The following is a 13526-nucleotide window of genomic DNA, read 5'->3' as shown; positions in this document are numbered from 1 at the left end:
TTTGAAACTTTTATAAAAACATTTGCGTATTTGTATATAAAACCTTTTGGGGGGATTTCATTGGATAGTATGTTTGATCTTGCACCCATTTTCTTTGGAATTATCTTTATTATCGTCATTGGATCCATTATTTTGAATGCAGGTAAAGGTATCAGTCAATGGAAAAAGAATGAGGATTCGCCACGATTATCTGTTCATGCCATGATTAGTAGTAAGAGAACGAATGTAAGTAGACATACACATCATCATGACGATCATATGCATTCCCATAGAACCTCTACTACTTATTATGTAACATTTCAATTTGAAAGTGGTGATCGATCCGAATTTAGGATTTCTGGAAAGGAATATGGACAGCTTGCTGAAGGTGATTCGGGGACTCTCACCTTTCAAGGAACAAGGTATCTTGGATTTGAAAGAGACTTTCACTCGTCTCAGGATACACTAAGGGGGTAATCATTACTTGGAAAACGGATATTTTGTTGGCTGGGGAACACTAGCCCTTATTAATGCAGGATTAGCTCAAGGAAAAAACAGATCAGGGTTCAATTGGTTTCTCCTTTCATTATTCTTGGGTCCTCTGGCTACACTGGTATTATTATTTGTAGAGAAGCGCAAAGAAAATTAGGTCTTTGCAATAAAACCAATAAAAAAGCCCTCATGTAAAATTTATACACATGGGGGCTTCGGTGTTTTTTATGCTCTTTTCTCAAACATTCAAAAAAGGTTACAGATGGGATCCTTAGATCAATGTTTTCCTCAAATTCCGCAAGTATCGATAACGGATCATAAAGAAATATATCAGCTGAGCAACTAGAAAACCTGCAAGGACAATGATCACCTCGGTAGCAATTGAGAGCTGATAATAGCTTTGCAATGCCATAAATGCAAAGGCACTGTGTACAAATGCTACCACAATAGGTACGAAGAAAAGTAATGATAGCTGACGGGTGACTATTTTATTCAACTCCTTATCTGTTAGCCCTACTTTTGTGATTGTTAAATATTGACGACGATCATAATCTAGATCTGCGTAAAGTCGGAAATACAAGAAGCTTCCCGCAGCTATGAAAAAGACAGCACCGACAAGAAGAGCCACAAATAGCATCATTCTAAACATATTCATTTGCAATTTATACAAAGTACCACTTACAATCATTGAGTATGGCTGATCAGGTTTAGAACTTACTATACCTTCATCTACTAGGTTTTCAGCCATACCTGCTGTTTTCTCGAGATTTTTAGTGTAAAATCCAGTAAATATTCCAGTATTCACTGGTTTTAATTGCTTATAAAGATCATCGCTTACGACCAATCCCTTATTTTGAATCAATTGAATAGGAAAAACAATATTTTCAGTAAGCTTAACTTGCTGAAGGGTAAGATGGTCTTGTTTTAAAGTATATTGCACGGATTCATCATTACTATAAGGTGATGTTCGCATTTCAAACGCCATGTTTCCTGCAAGTGGCTTCTCTGGTACATCAAATCCCGCTGCTTTTCCTATTTTTCTATAATCCGAGAACGAAATAATCGCCATTGTATCGGGTGCATAACGATCTGACGAAGAAGCGATTGCAATATATTTAATAGGCACTTGATTGGTTTTATACTGAATATTTCGATGCTTAAACTCATCATTAATTTGTTGTAAATGTTCCTTATGAATGGCTTGATCATCTAATGCGATATAACCGATTTCTGCCGGAAATTCCTTGTCCACCTGTTTATTCATGACATTCATTGAAGCAAGTGTACCAACTGCACAAAATGCAACCGTGGATACAATCGTAACCATAAAAAACATTCGTGCATTATCCTTCAAGCGATAAGCTAAACTAGAAATGGTGATTAAATTGGTTTTTTTCCAAAAGAATGATCGTCTTTTCTGCATCATCTTTGTGATATATACAGATAACTGGGTAAAAAAGAAGTAGGTACCAACGATTGTCATGGCAATGACCGGCAACATTCTAAAGAGCAGTGTTTTCATGGTAGTTGTCGCTGCTAGGTAATAGCTAACAATCAGTAACACCGCTGCCAGAAGTGATAATAATACAGAAGCTTTCGGTTCTTTCTTCGGTTTTTCCCCTGCCTGAAATAAATCAATTAACTTATTTACTCCAACAAGAATGGTTGTAAACAAGGAAATGCAAAAGAATAAAAGTAAAAAAGCAATCGTAGTCAATAATAAAGCTTTCACTGATAAAATAAACGGTAATTGATCGATTCCAATCATTCTCGAGCCAATCATTAGAAATAATTTTCCTGTAAGAATTCCTACTCCAATACCAACCACAATCGCTCCAATTCCAATAATCATATTTTCCAAGAAGACCATCCGGTTTAATTGACTTCTAGTCATTCCATGCATCATTAATACTCCAAATTCACGTTTCCGTGATTTGAGAAAAGTACTAACGGAATATAATACAAATAGGAAGGAGAATACATACATAATCACTTCTGCAGCGGTCATTAATTGTACCGCAACAGCAGATGTGACTCCTTTTTTAATATCTGGATGAAAAATAAACAGTGCATAAACAAAGAAAATCATCACCGAAAATGCACTACTCAAAAAATACGCAGCATATATCCGTTTGTTCCGGATTACATTTCTATAAACGAACTGTGGAAAGGTCACGACTATCCCCTCCTAATAATGCAAGCATATCAATGATCTTTTGAAAGAATGTTTGGCGGTTTTCCCCGCGATAAATTTCGTTATATAATTGGCCATCTTTAATAAAAATGACACGATGGCAATAGCTTGCTGCTACTGCATCATGGGTAACCATTAATGCAGTGGCACCATCCTCTTTATTAATGGTTGTGAGAGTTTCCATAACATCCTTTGATGCTTTGGAATCTAAATTTCCAGTTGGTTCATCGGCTAATATAAGGGAAGGTTTATGGATAATAGAACGAGCGATTGCTGTACGCTGCATTTGTCCACCTGAGATTTCATACGTTCGTTTCTTTAAAATTTTATCAATCCCAAGCTTTTTTGTGACTTCAATCAGCTTTTTTTCCATTTCACGTACGCTCACACCATCAAGGGTAAGTGGTAAAACAATATTCTCTTCAACCGTCAATGTATCTAGCAAATTAAAATGTTGGAAAACAAACCCCAATTCATGTCTTCTAAATAATGCTGTATCTTTCCGATTTAACACATGTGGATTCTTCCCATTAATTAACACCTCGCCGGATGTTGGTTTATCAATAGTTGCTATTAGATTTAGTAGAGTTGTTTTCCCGCTACCAGACGGGCCCATTATTCCTACAAATTCCCCTTTATTTATCGAAAAATTGATATTATCTAATGCCTTATGAGCTACTTTTCCCTCATATATTTTTTCTAAATGCCTTACATCTAAAATCGGCATAACCCTCACTCCTATATCTTTGTTATCTTCATTCTAACCAAAATCCTTTTCACCCTACCATTTCATATACTTACAATTCCCTTACAAATATGTAAGGTGCCAGGCCTCATGTGAATGGTTACACATGGAACCTGACACCTTTAGAAGACAAGACGAATAGTCGTCCCTTGATTGATTTTTGATTCAATTTCTATTTGATGCCCAAGCTTCTCGCATATTTGTTTTACGAGATACAGGCCCATTCCTGTTGATTCCTGGAAGTGACGGCCATTTTCTCCGGTAAAATAAGGATCGAATACCCTTGGTAAATCACTTGGAGGAATCCCAACACCCTCATCTGTTATTTCCAACACTATACTAATACCTCGTCTATAACTATTAAAATAAATTTTACGATTCTCTTGAATGGTGTAACGAAGGGCATTGGTTATAATTTGGGTAATGATGAATGATAGCCATTTCTCATCAGATGCTATCTGTATATCGTGATTAATTTGGATTGAAGGAAAAATGCGTTTTCGAATAAATAACCGTTTTTGACTCGAGGTAACCGCCCGAACGACATTTTCTAAGGAGAGACTTTCCACATAGAAATCACGTTCAAATGTATCAAGACGTGCAGTATATAAAACCATTTCCAGCCCTTTTTTTAAACGATCCAATTCATCCCCAATTGCAATAAAACGAGGATCATCTTCATCTTGGATCGTCAAATGTATGACTGAAATAGGCGTCTTCATCTGATGAACCCACTGATTGATAAACTGTATATGTCCATCCAGTTTATGTTTATAACGATATAAGTCCGTTCGATAGTGACGGAACTGGCTTTCTAGTAATTGTTGTAATCCTTCAGCCAATAGTGTGTTCTGGATACCATTTGCAAAATCCTCCAATTGAGCAAAAGGTTTTTCTAATTGTTGATAGAAGGAACGGTGACTTAAATATCGAAAAACTAGATACCCGATTAATAGACTCCCACTTAATATAGCGGCATATATCGAGATAGATAGATGACGATAACCATCCAGCCAGTATATCATCATAATAATCAATAATTGAAGAATATAAATAACAATCAACGGGAGCTGCTCACGAATAAATAGCTTCATTCTTTATGCCCCCAGTCTGGAATCAAACGATAACCTTGACCACGAATCGTTTGAATGGCATCATTTATTCCAAGTAACGTTAGCTTTTTTCGTACACGAGTGACATAGACATTTAGTGTATTATCATCGACAAACGCCTGATCATCCCAAATTTTTTCCAATAATCGATCACGACTAACTATACGTTCTAACTTTTTCATTAGTTCATCAAGTATTTTCGCTTCTGTAAGGCTTAGTTCAATTGTTTGTTCATTTAAAGAAAGCTGTAGACGTTCAACATCGAGCGTTAAGCCATGAACGGTATAGCTTCTACCATTTTCTGTACTGGCATACTGACCATATGCCCTTCTAAGTTGACTATTAATTTTCGCAGTCACAATTTCATAATCAAATGGTTTCGTAATATAGTCATCTGCCCCATTATCTAACGCCATAACCTGATCCATCTTACTATCACGGGCAGATATAAATAGAATGGGACAGGTAGATATGCTGCGAATTTGTCTACACCAGTAATAGCCATCAAATTTCGGTAGATTAACATCTAATAGAACCAGATGGGGAGAATACTGTTCAAATTGATTTCTTACTTCTTCAAAATCATCAACGGACTGTACATCATAGCCAAATTTATGTAAATGCTCTTTAAGTAAGTTAACAAGTTGTTTATCATCTTCAATAATGAATATTTTAAACATCTATATTCCCCACTTCCCTTTATACTTCATTAAATTGTACCAAAAATAGGATAATAATGGTGATAAGAGAACACAATGGCTCATTAAAAATTATTTTTGTTACCTATTGACCCCAACCTTAGGGAAGCCATTAATATATCCAATGAGGTGGAAAACATGTTATATACGGTAAAAGATATTGCATCATTAGCAAATATCACGATTAAAACTTTGTATCATTATCATAAAATCGGTCTATTAGTGCCTAGTAAGATAAGTGAAGCTGGCTATCGATTATATGGAATAAAAGAACTAGAGCGCCTACAGGAAATATTATTTTACCGCGAACTTGACTTTCCTCTCAAAGAAATAAAACAAATATTAGACGGTAACCCTGATCGAATATCTATTTTGTCTAATCAAAAAAACCTCCTTCAAGCACGCATAAAAAGTATGGAGAAATTAGTCCAGACAATTGATCAATCGATTCAGTATACCGCGAAAGGAGAAATCATGGATCAATCCAATATGTTTAATGGTTTTCACAATAGGAAGGAATGGAACGAGGCACTTAGTGAGCAGAAACAATATTTAAAAGAAACATACAACTATGATGGATTTGAAGAAAACTCCATTCAGGTTGAGAAAATGAATGAGCAAGCGATAGAAGCCAAATATTTCATGGAAACATTGGCTAAAGCACTCAAGGATGGATTAAAATTTGACACAACTGAGGTCCAAACACTTATCGAACAGCATATTCAGTTTCTAAATAAACATGGACATTTAATGGAAGCAAACGATTTTGCCGCTCAAGCACGATTCTTCCTACAAGATGATTTCCATCGAAACATGCTTGAATCTCAACAGACTGGTCTTTCCTATTTTCTTTGTATTGCTACCGAGGAATACGCAGTTAATAATAACAATCAGAAATAGGGATGTCAAAAAGATAAAGGAGACGTCACCTTTAATCGCCTCCCTTTCCTTATTGCATCTTATTAGGAAATATAAAATTAAGGACCTTCAACATTATTGCTCTGAATATTGATAGCGATATTTAATATAGGCAACTCGATGATCCGTGGAACTCGACCAACTCTTCCACATACTATTGTTTTTCTTTGTCTCCTTCGTTAAAAGTGGAGCTTCTGCCCCTGCTTGCAACAACATATGATCGACTGATGTTGTTTGCATTAATTGATCATTTCGATCATAGAACTGTACCTCTATGTTTACGTTTAAATTTTGTTTACTAAAATTCTTTACTACAACTAAATTTTCATAATTTGAATCTCTACATGATGATGATTTAGAAGAGTAGCAATGTTGTTGGGACTCAACAATAGCAGCCGCAATCGGTTGTTCTTCTATGGATGGCATTTTTTCAAACGCTTTATGGGCTCGTTTCAATATCTCTATATAATCGGCTTTCTCTCCGGCCGGTAAAATAAATAAAAATACCATCATTAAATGTAAGAAAATAAAACCAAACACTCCAAAGAGATTAAATAGCAAGTGGAGCATTTTTCGAAAGGGGGTACGCTGTACAAGAGATGTTATGATGGAAACAAGAAAAATAATAAAAGCTAAACTAAAAATAACCCCTCCCATAATAAAAATTTCTGTATGATTTGGTAAAATAGGAAATTGATATTTCCTTAAATAATCTATATTCATACCGAAAGCAATGCCGAAAAAAACAAGCCATATGAATACACTTATACTAAGTGGCCTGATTAATACTTTGTAATGTCTATGGCTCATAAGCGAAAAAATAAACACAAGCAATGGTAACGAAGAAATAAGAATGAAAATGTAACCAAACATCCGTCTATTACACTTCCTTTCTATCTTTTTCCATGAGTTTGAGTTGTAACTTCTCATCTGTAAATTCAATGATAAAATCATTTTTAGTTTCTTGTAATGAATACAAAAATGCTAATCTTTCCTTTGTTTCATTGAAAAGCTTCTTATACATTTGTTGATAATTATCGGGATTTGTTTTCCAGCGGGTAAATAAATAAAAGTAACGATCATGCCAGAAAGCGTATAGTTTCCATCTAAACCATCTCCATTCAATGCCCGTCATAAATTTCATCTTCTGTGTATGAATAAGCTTTCTTGCTTCATAAAAAGGAAGTTCCACTAATTTCATCGAAAGGATATAACATGTATGTAAACGTTCTAAAATTTTCACTAAATATTCTTCATCAAATTTTAAATAATCCCCATTTCTCCACAATGTTGTTTCTTTAGAATCCTCAGCTATATGTATAATCGAAAGTAAATGATCCATTGTTTCGTTGAAATAGGTTATATTTTGTTGATTAAAAAAGGAGTGTTCTTGTTGCTCGCCTATTTCCTGTAATGATTTGAAGAAATCCACACATTGTTGAAATGTTTGTTTTGCCTTATCATTCTCGAGGTATTCAAAAAAAGTTGCAGCAATAGTATATAAAATTTGAAATAGGTACTCGCGTTGAATAAAATCCTCACCCATTTCCTTACTCGAAATGCTTCGAACTGAATTTTCATCATGTACCAATAAACAAGCTTTAAATTCTTTCTTTCCCTTTCGATAAATTAAACACTCTATAATGTGATCTTCCTCCTGATAGACGATTCTCCCGTTGAATTGCAGTAAGGAAATGCCTAATTGCTTTAGCACCTTTGTATCAGATAACCTCATTTCTAATTGATTGAGTAACTCATTCATTCGATCACCATTTTCTTTTATAAATTTCAAAAATAACCAGACTTATGTGATTTTATTCTTAGGCTAAAAGTATTTATATTTTTTGTCTATCCATTTTTATGACTAATTTTCATAAAAATAAATAGGATAAACGTGCTATGACGAATGAGTACACAAGCCATAATCAAAATTATTGTCCCTTTCTTTCAATTGTGGCTATTTTTGGAATCTACTTTTCGGTAAAATTAATATAATGATAGGCTCTTTTCTCAAACATTGTTGCTATTTTAGTAAAGTTTTATCAATTAACTATCGGCTAAAAAGACCACTACACCTTTCATTTCACTAAGAAGAGAGCTACAAGCTTTATAAGAATGGCAGAATCTTGTATTGGGTGGAAAAGCTGGAAGTTGGGCTTTTACAAAGCAACAAACTATATGATGAAACGAAGGAGTATGAAAATGAATAACCGCATTTTGTTCGTAGAGGATGACCAATCAATTCTTGAAATGGTTAAAGATTATTTAACGAAGGAAGGATTTCAGATAACTACGGCAATGGATGGCGAAGAAGCCGTTTCAACTTTTCTTAATCATGCCTTTGATTTAATTATCCTTGATATTATGTTACCGAAACTCGATGGATTAGAAGTAATGAAAATCATTCGTGAACGAAGTACTGTTCCAATCTTAATTATGTCTGCAAAGGATAGTGATCTTGATCAAGCATTAGGTCTTGGTTTAGGAGCAGATGATTATTTATGTAAGCCATTTTCCATGGTTCAGCTTGTTGCAAGAATTAAGGCCCAAATTAGACGGGCTACAAAGTACTCTCAGCCCAAAGAGTCGGTAGTAAATATTTTGTCTATTCGTGATTTAACAATTGACTTCACCAATTATCAAGTAAAAAAACACGATCGGCCAATTAAACTCACTTCAAAAGAATTTGAGATTTTAAAGCTTTTTACTACTCACCCTAATCGTGTATATACAAAAGCACAAATTTATCAATCCATTTGGCAAGATGAATATTATGGCGATGAAAATATCATAAATGTTCATATGCGAAGATTGCGAGAAAAAATCGAAGATGATCCGTCCAACCCTCAATATATTAAGACTTTATGGGGGATTGGGTACAAATTAGAGGAATAATCCTATGGTCACGATTTTATCATTAATTATCATTCTTTTAATCGGAATCATCCTGCTCCAATTTTACAATAAGAAGGTACGCAGTCGATCCTTAGCCTATTTGCATAAAAAACTTCAATCCATTCTGACGACGGAAACAAGTGAAAGACTACTTATTGTTACAGATGATCAGGAACTTAAGTCAATCTTAATTGCAATTAATCATCTTCTAGATTCAAATCATAAAATAAAGGCAACTTATGCTAGAACAGAAGATTCCATGCGTAAAATGCTATCCAACATTTCCCATGATTTGAAGACACCACTCACCGTCATACTTGGCTATATTGAAATATTAAAAATTGATACTTCCCTAAACGATAAAGAAAAAGAACAATTATTAAATAAACTTCAAATGAAAGCAAATGAAGTTTTAGAACTAATTCATAAATTTTTTGATTTAGCAAAGCTTGAATCTGGTGATAAAGATATTCAGCTAACCAAAATCAATGTGAGTGAGATTTGCCGTAAAAATATCCTTTCTCATTTTGAACACTTAACAATGAACCATTTTGCAGTTGATATAAATATACCCGAAAAGGATCTTTATGCACTTGGTAATGAGGAAGTGCTGGATCGCATTTTAAGTAATCTCCTTTCAAACGCTATTACGTATGGGGTAGATGGAAAAATGGTTGGGGTATCTGTTAAAGAACATGGAGCATTTATTTCTATAGATATTATAGATAAAGGAAAAGGAATTGATGAAATTCATATTGACAGAGTATTTGAGCGAATGTATACATTGGAAGATTCACGAAACAGATTTTATCAAGGAAGTGGTCTAGGCTTAACCATTACAAAAAGACTTGTAGAAGCATTAGGAGGCGAAATCCATCTCAAAAGTAGGCCATATGAAAAAACTGTGTTTACCGTTATGTTAAGAAAGATCTCCTACTAACATTGGGAAAATAAGGACCCTCTTTTGTAATGACAAACTTAAGATTTATGTAAGAAATGAGTAAGAAAAAAGAGATTTTCATTTCCTATACTTACAGTATCAAAACCAGAAAGGAATATGGATCATGTCCTATCTTTTAAAAACGAATCATTTATCAAAAGTATTTCATGGAAAGGAAATCATTTCTGATGTTAATTTACATGTAAAGCAAGGAGAAATTTATGGATTTATTGGCCCCAATGGTGCAGGAAAAACAACGATTATGAAAATGATAACCAACTTAATTAAACCAACTAGTGGTGAAATTGAAATGTTTGGCGAAAAATTAACAGATACATCCTATGAGATTTTAAAACGACTAGGAACAATTATTGAGTACCCCATTTTTTATGAAAAATTAACCGCTGTTGAGAATCTGGAACTCCATTGTGAATACATGGGCTATCATAATAAGAAGGCAATAGTAGATGCACTAGAACTAGTAGGCTTGAAAAATATTAATCATAAGCCAGTAAAGGAGTTTTCCCTTGGAATGAAACAAAGGCTTGGTATTGCCCGAGCCATCTCAACAAAGCCGGAACTACTCATTTTAGATGAACCAATTAATGGTCTTGATCCTATTGGTATCAAGGAGTTAAGAGATTTATTTAAAATGCTTTCTAAGGAATATGGTATGACCATCTTTGTTTCCAGTCATATTTTAGGCGAGATGGAACAAATGGTGGATACCATCGGAGTCATTAATCATGGTAAATTACTTGAGGAAATCTCACTAGATAGCATTAACGGGAGACATACTGAATATATCGAAGTTGTCGTGGATAACAGCAATCTGGCCTCCTTTATTTTAGAGGAAAAGGTAGGGATAAAGAATTTCAAGGTTTTAAATCATGGTCTAATACGAATCTATGATTCTAATGTTACTCAAAAAGAAATATCTAAATCACTAGTGTTAAACGATATATCAGTTGAATCCATTAATAAGAAAAGCCATTCATTGGAAGAGTATTTCTTAAAATTGATTAATGGTGGTGGAATTCATGCTTAATATTATTAAACTTGAACTGAAAAAATATAAACTTAGTGGATTAATTAAAGGGGCACTCATTGCAACTTCGATTATTTTCCTTATCGTAGCTTTATTATTTTTTGTAAAAGTAGATGATGAACTTGCCTTTGAAAATGTCAACGATGCACTGATACTTATTGATACTGCTGTTAGGTCTGTATTTATTATTTATGCTGCATCGCTAATTTCAAAACTAGTGATTGACGAATTTAAAAGTAAGACGATTTCCATTTTATTCATGTATCCCGTTAATCGAAAGAAAATATTAATTGCTAAGCTGCTGATCATTGCAATTTTTACTTTTGTCTCAATCATATTTGCCAATACTGTTCTTGCGATTTTATTTTATTTAATCAATAGTATCTACCCTACATTAGAAGATACGTTTACGCTTGCTTTAATTAAGAAACATTCATTGACAGTACTAATGAACGCACTATCCGCTACTGGAATGAGCCTCATCCCCTTATTTTTTGGGATGCGTAAATACTCAGTACCAACAACGATTATTTCCTCAATTATTCTTGTTAGTTTTTTCAGCTCAAACTCAGGTGGGAAGTCATTGAATGATATTGTCATTATTCCAATTACGCTTGCCATTATCGGTGTGCTTATCGCCTTTTTCTCCATTAAAAATATAGAAAAAACAGATTTATTACTATAAAAATGAGCGAGTAGAGACTTTGATCTTTGATCTACTCGCTCTTTACCTTATATATTAAACTTATTCACTAGCTCTCTTAATTCCTCCGCATTATTAGAAAGAGATCTTGCAGAAGAATTAATTTCCTCCATGGAAGCCAATTGCTCCTCTGTTGATGCTGCCACTTCTTCTGAACTCGCTGCATTCTCCTGTGCATAAACAGAAATTTCTTTAGCTGTTGATGATACCACTTCTACATTAGCAGAAATTTGTTGAACAGTTGCTGTAATATCTTCTATTTGTGGAGTGATATTCTGTGTCCGTTCAATGATTTGCATGAATCTTCTTGAGGTCTCTACTGACCCTTTAACCCCTTGTTCGGCATTTTCCATAACTTCATTCATCATATCTATCGAATGCTTCATATCCATCTGTATCCCTTGAATAAGCTGTGCAATCATTTTTGTGGACGATTGCGATTGCTCTGCCAAGTTTCTTACTTCATCCGCTACCACTGCAAATCCTTTACCATGTTCTCCTGCCCGTGCAGCTTCAATAGCTGCATTTAACGCAAGCAAATTAGTTTGATCAGAAATCCCACTAATGACATCGAGAATTCCACCAATTTCATGGGAACGCTCAGCTAATGATTGAATAACTTCATGAGATTTCGATACAGATTCATGAATAAATTTCATTTGGGCCATATTCGTTTCGATCGAATGGCCTCCCTCTTCTGCTTCCTTAGAGGTTTCCCTTGCAAGCTCTGAAACATTTGTTGTGCTTTCTGCAATGCGTAACACACCTTGAAGAACCTCTTGTAAGGATTTTGAATTATTTTCAAGTTTTTCAGTCGAATCCTCTGCTCCGCTTGCTATTTCTTGGATAGCTGATGCAACATGTTCCGTTGCAGCTGCCGTTTGATCCGCACTTGCTGTTAGCTCTTCTGATGCTGCAGCCAATTGTTGAGATGTATCACTTACTTGTTTGACCATCCCATTAAGGCCAACAATCATATGATTAAATGAAGTGGTCAATTGACCAATCTCATCCTTAGATTGATACGTTCCCTTTACGGTAAAGTCCCCTTTTTCAGCTTTGGAAAGCAAATCAACAATATCTTTTGTTGGATTTACAATTACTTTTGTAATTAATATTCCTAAAGCAGTGGAAATAATTAATGCTACCAAAATAATCCCGATTGTGATCAATGACTCAGATTTATAGGAATCTTTAATATCAGTTTTAATTTGCTTGGCTACCGCCTGGTTTAATTGCATTAAATCATTTAGAGTATTACTTACTTTTTCACCTTGAGGCAGAACCTTTGATTTATAGAGATCATAAGCCTCTCCGTTCTTGTTTTGTAATGCTAAATCAAGGACCTCATTTCGAACAGCCCGTAAGTCCTTCGCTTCTTGTTTGTATAAGTCGAAAATTTCAAATTCCTTTGAAGATAGATTAGACTGACTAAGTTTATCAATGACTTCATCTATATCCTTCTGTAGTGAAGCGATATCATTTTTCATTTCAATATTTCGTGATTCCTCAGTTGTAATCATTACCTCTAATATATCTGCATCAATGGTTCGATCATTTCTTTGAATTTGCCCAATCCATTGATTAGGTATGAAACGATTTTGATACATAGAATCAGAGCGATTTGCGATATCTTTTATAAAATGCAAACCTCCAAATCCCACAACTAGTAACGCCAGAATTTCAATCACGATAAGCATAGATAATTTTCGTGATATCCTCAAATTTCGCAAAAAATGCATTGTAGGCTTCTCCTTATATTTTATTAAATTGTTTGGATATCATCTTCTTGTTATATACGA

General features: G+C 34.4%; 14 protein-coding genes. 7 read left to right on the top strand and 7 right to left on the bottom strand.

Going from position 1 to position 13526, the window contains the following annotated elements:
• Window positions 1-69 precede the first annotated feature (69 nt).
• On the top strand, window positions 70-456 hold the full coding sequence (locus NST63_RS01895) for a DUF2500 domain-containing protein (protein ID WP_341044134.1): 387 nt from the start codon (window positions 70-72) through the stop codon (window positions 454-456).
• Between the two features lie 7 nt (window positions 457-463).
• Window positions 464-628, top strand: a complete 165-nt coding sequence (locus NST63_RS01890) for a hypothetical protein (RefSeq protein WP_341041141.1) — start codon at window positions 464-466, stop codon at window positions 626-628.
• A gap of 114 nt (window positions 629-742) precedes the next feature.
• Here the strand turns inward: NST63_RS01890 and NST63_RS01885 are convergent, their stop codons facing one another.
• The 4 genes from NST63_RS01885 to NST63_RS01870 all read right to left on the bottom strand — a co-directional run bounded on the left by NST63_RS01885 (window position 743) and on the right by NST63_RS01870 (window position 5202).
• On the bottom strand, window positions 743-2647 hold the full coding sequence (locus NST63_RS01885) for an ABC transporter permease (RefSeq protein ID WP_341041140.1): 1905 nt from the start codon (window positions 2645-2647) through the stop codon (window positions 743-745).
• The gene (locus NST63_RS01880) at window positions 2622-3392 is read right to left on the bottom strand and encodes an ABC transporter ATP-binding protein (RefSeq protein WP_058004206.1); all 771 of its coding nucleotides are present in this window, start codon (window positions 3390-3392) and stop codon (window positions 2622-2624) included. The genes NST63_RS01885 and NST63_RS01880 overlap by 26 nt, the downstream gene beginning before the upstream one ends.
• A gap of 140 nt (window positions 3393-3532) precedes the next feature.
• Window positions 3533-4504 carry a HAMP domain-containing histidine kinase gene (locus NST63_RS01875; RefSeq protein ID WP_341041139.1) on the bottom strand — a complete coding sequence of 324 codons (972 nt, stop codon included), beginning with the start codon at window positions 4502-4504 and terminating at the stop codon, window positions 3533-3535.
• Entirely contained in the window at window positions 4501-5202 is a 702-nt protein-coding gene (locus tag NST63_RS01870) for a response regulator transcription factor (RefSeq protein ID WP_341041138.1), read from the bottom strand. The genes NST63_RS01875 and NST63_RS01870 overlap by 4 nt, the downstream gene beginning before the upstream one ends.
• 156 nt (window positions 5203-5358) lie before the next feature.
• Between NST63_RS01870 and NST63_RS01865 the strand changes: the two genes are divergently transcribed.
• Complete coding sequence (locus tag NST63_RS01865; RefSeq protein ID WP_341041137.1) at window positions 5359-6120, top strand: MerR family transcriptional regulator; 762 nt, start codon at window positions 5359-5361, stop codon at window positions 6118-6120.
• 93 nt (window positions 6121-6213) lie between these two features.
• On the opposite strand, the gene NST63_RS01860 is transcribed toward NST63_RS01865, so the two are convergent.
• A complete protein-coding gene (locus NST63_RS01860) occupies window positions 6214-7011 on the bottom strand; it encodes a hypothetical protein (protein WP_341041136.1) in 798 nt (265 codons plus the stop codon).
• A 7-nt stretch (window positions 7012-7018) separates the two neighbouring features.
• A complete protein-coding gene (locus tag NST63_RS01855; RefSeq protein WP_341041135.1) occupies window positions 7019-7900 on the bottom strand; it encodes a hypothetical protein in 882 nt (293 codons plus the stop codon).
• Between the two features lie 440 nt (window positions 7901-8340).
• Between NST63_RS01855 and NST63_RS01850 the strand changes: the two genes are divergently transcribed.
• From NST63_RS01850 to NST63_RS01835, 4 genes are all read left to right on the top strand, one after another.
• A complete protein-coding gene (locus NST63_RS01850; RefSeq protein WP_212946081.1) occupies window positions 8341-9033 on the top strand; it encodes a response regulator transcription factor in 693 nt (230 codons plus the stop codon).
• Between the two features lie 4 nt (window positions 9034-9037).
• The gene (locus tag NST63_RS01845; protein WP_341041134.1) at window positions 9038-9973 is read left to right on the top strand and encodes a sensor histidine kinase; all 936 of its coding nucleotides are present in this window, start codon (window positions 9038-9040) and stop codon (window positions 9971-9973) included.
• Between the two features lie 124 nt (window positions 9974-10097).
• Entirely contained in the window at window positions 10098-11021 is a 924-nt protein-coding gene (locus NST63_RS01840; protein ID WP_078110763.1) for an ABC transporter ATP-binding protein, read from the top strand.
• Window positions 11014-11706, top strand: a complete 693-nt coding sequence (locus NST63_RS01835) for an ABC transporter permease (RefSeq protein WP_212946079.1) — start codon at window positions 11014-11016, stop codon at window positions 11704-11706. Before NST63_RS01840 ends, NST63_RS01835 begins: the two co-directional genes overlap by 8 nt.
• 47 nt (window positions 11707-11753) lie before the next feature.
• Here the strand turns inward: NST63_RS01835 and NST63_RS01830 are convergent, their stop codons facing one another.
• Window positions 11754-13466: a methyl-accepting chemotaxis protein gene (locus NST63_RS01830; protein ID WP_341041133.1), complete on the bottom strand. Its 1713-nt coding sequence runs from the start codon at window positions 13464-13466 to the stop codon at window positions 11754-11756.
• Window positions 13467-13526: the final 60 nt, after the last annotated feature.

The sequence above is a fragment of the Heyndrickxia sp. FSL W8-0496 genome, from assembly GCF_038007825.1.
GTDB lineage: Bacteria > Bacillota > Bacilli > Bacillales > Bacillaceae_C > Heyndrickxia > Heyndrickxia oleronia.
The sequence above is the reverse complement of the archived record's forward strand: the minus strand, read 5'-3'. Positions and strand labels throughout refer to the sequence as shown.

Coding starts and splice junctions, on each gene's coding strand:
- NST63_RS01895 (WP_341044134.1), top strand. CDS start 70: ATGTTTGATCTTGCACCCATTTTCTTTGGAATTATCTTTATTATCGTC.
- NST63_RS01880 (WP_058004206.1), bottom strand. CDS start 3,392: ATGCCGATTTTAGATGTAAGGCATTTAGAAAAAATATATGAGGGAAAA.
- NST63_RS01875 (WP_341041139.1), bottom strand. CDS start 4,504: ATGAAGCTATTTATTCGTGAGCAGCTCCCGTTGATTGTTATTTATATT.
- NST63_RS01870 (WP_341041138.1), bottom strand. CDS start 5,202: ATGTTTAAAATATTCATTATTGAAGATGATAAACAACTTGTTAACTTA.
- NST63_RS01865 (WP_341041137.1), top strand. CDS start 5,359: ATGTTATATACGGTAAAAGATATTGCATCATTAGCAAATATCACGATT.
- NST63_RS01860 (WP_341041136.1), bottom strand. CDS start 7,011: ATGTTTGGTTACATTTTCATTCTTATTTCTTCGTTACCATTGCTTGTG.
- NST63_RS01855 (WP_341041135.1), bottom strand. CDS start 7,900: ATGAATGAGTTACTCAATCAATTAGAAATGAGGTTATCTGATACAAAG.
- NST63_RS01850 (WP_212946081.1), top strand. CDS start 8,341: ATGAATAACCGCATTTTGTTCGTAGAGGATGACCAATCAATTCTTGAA.
- NST63_RS01845 (WP_341041134.1), top strand. CDS start 9,038: ATGGTCACGATTTTATCATTAATTATCATTCTTTTAATCGGAATCATC.
- NST63_RS01840 (WP_078110763.1), top strand. CDS start 10,098: ATGTCCTATCTTTTAAAAACGAATCATTTATCAAAAGTATTTCATGGA.
- NST63_RS01835 (WP_212946079.1), top strand. CDS start 11,014: ATGCTTAATATTATTAAACTTGAACTGAAAAAATATAAACTTAGTGGA.
- NST63_RS01830 (WP_341041133.1), bottom strand. CDS start 13,466: ATGCATTTTTTGCGAAATTTGAGGATATCACGAAAATTATCTATGCTT.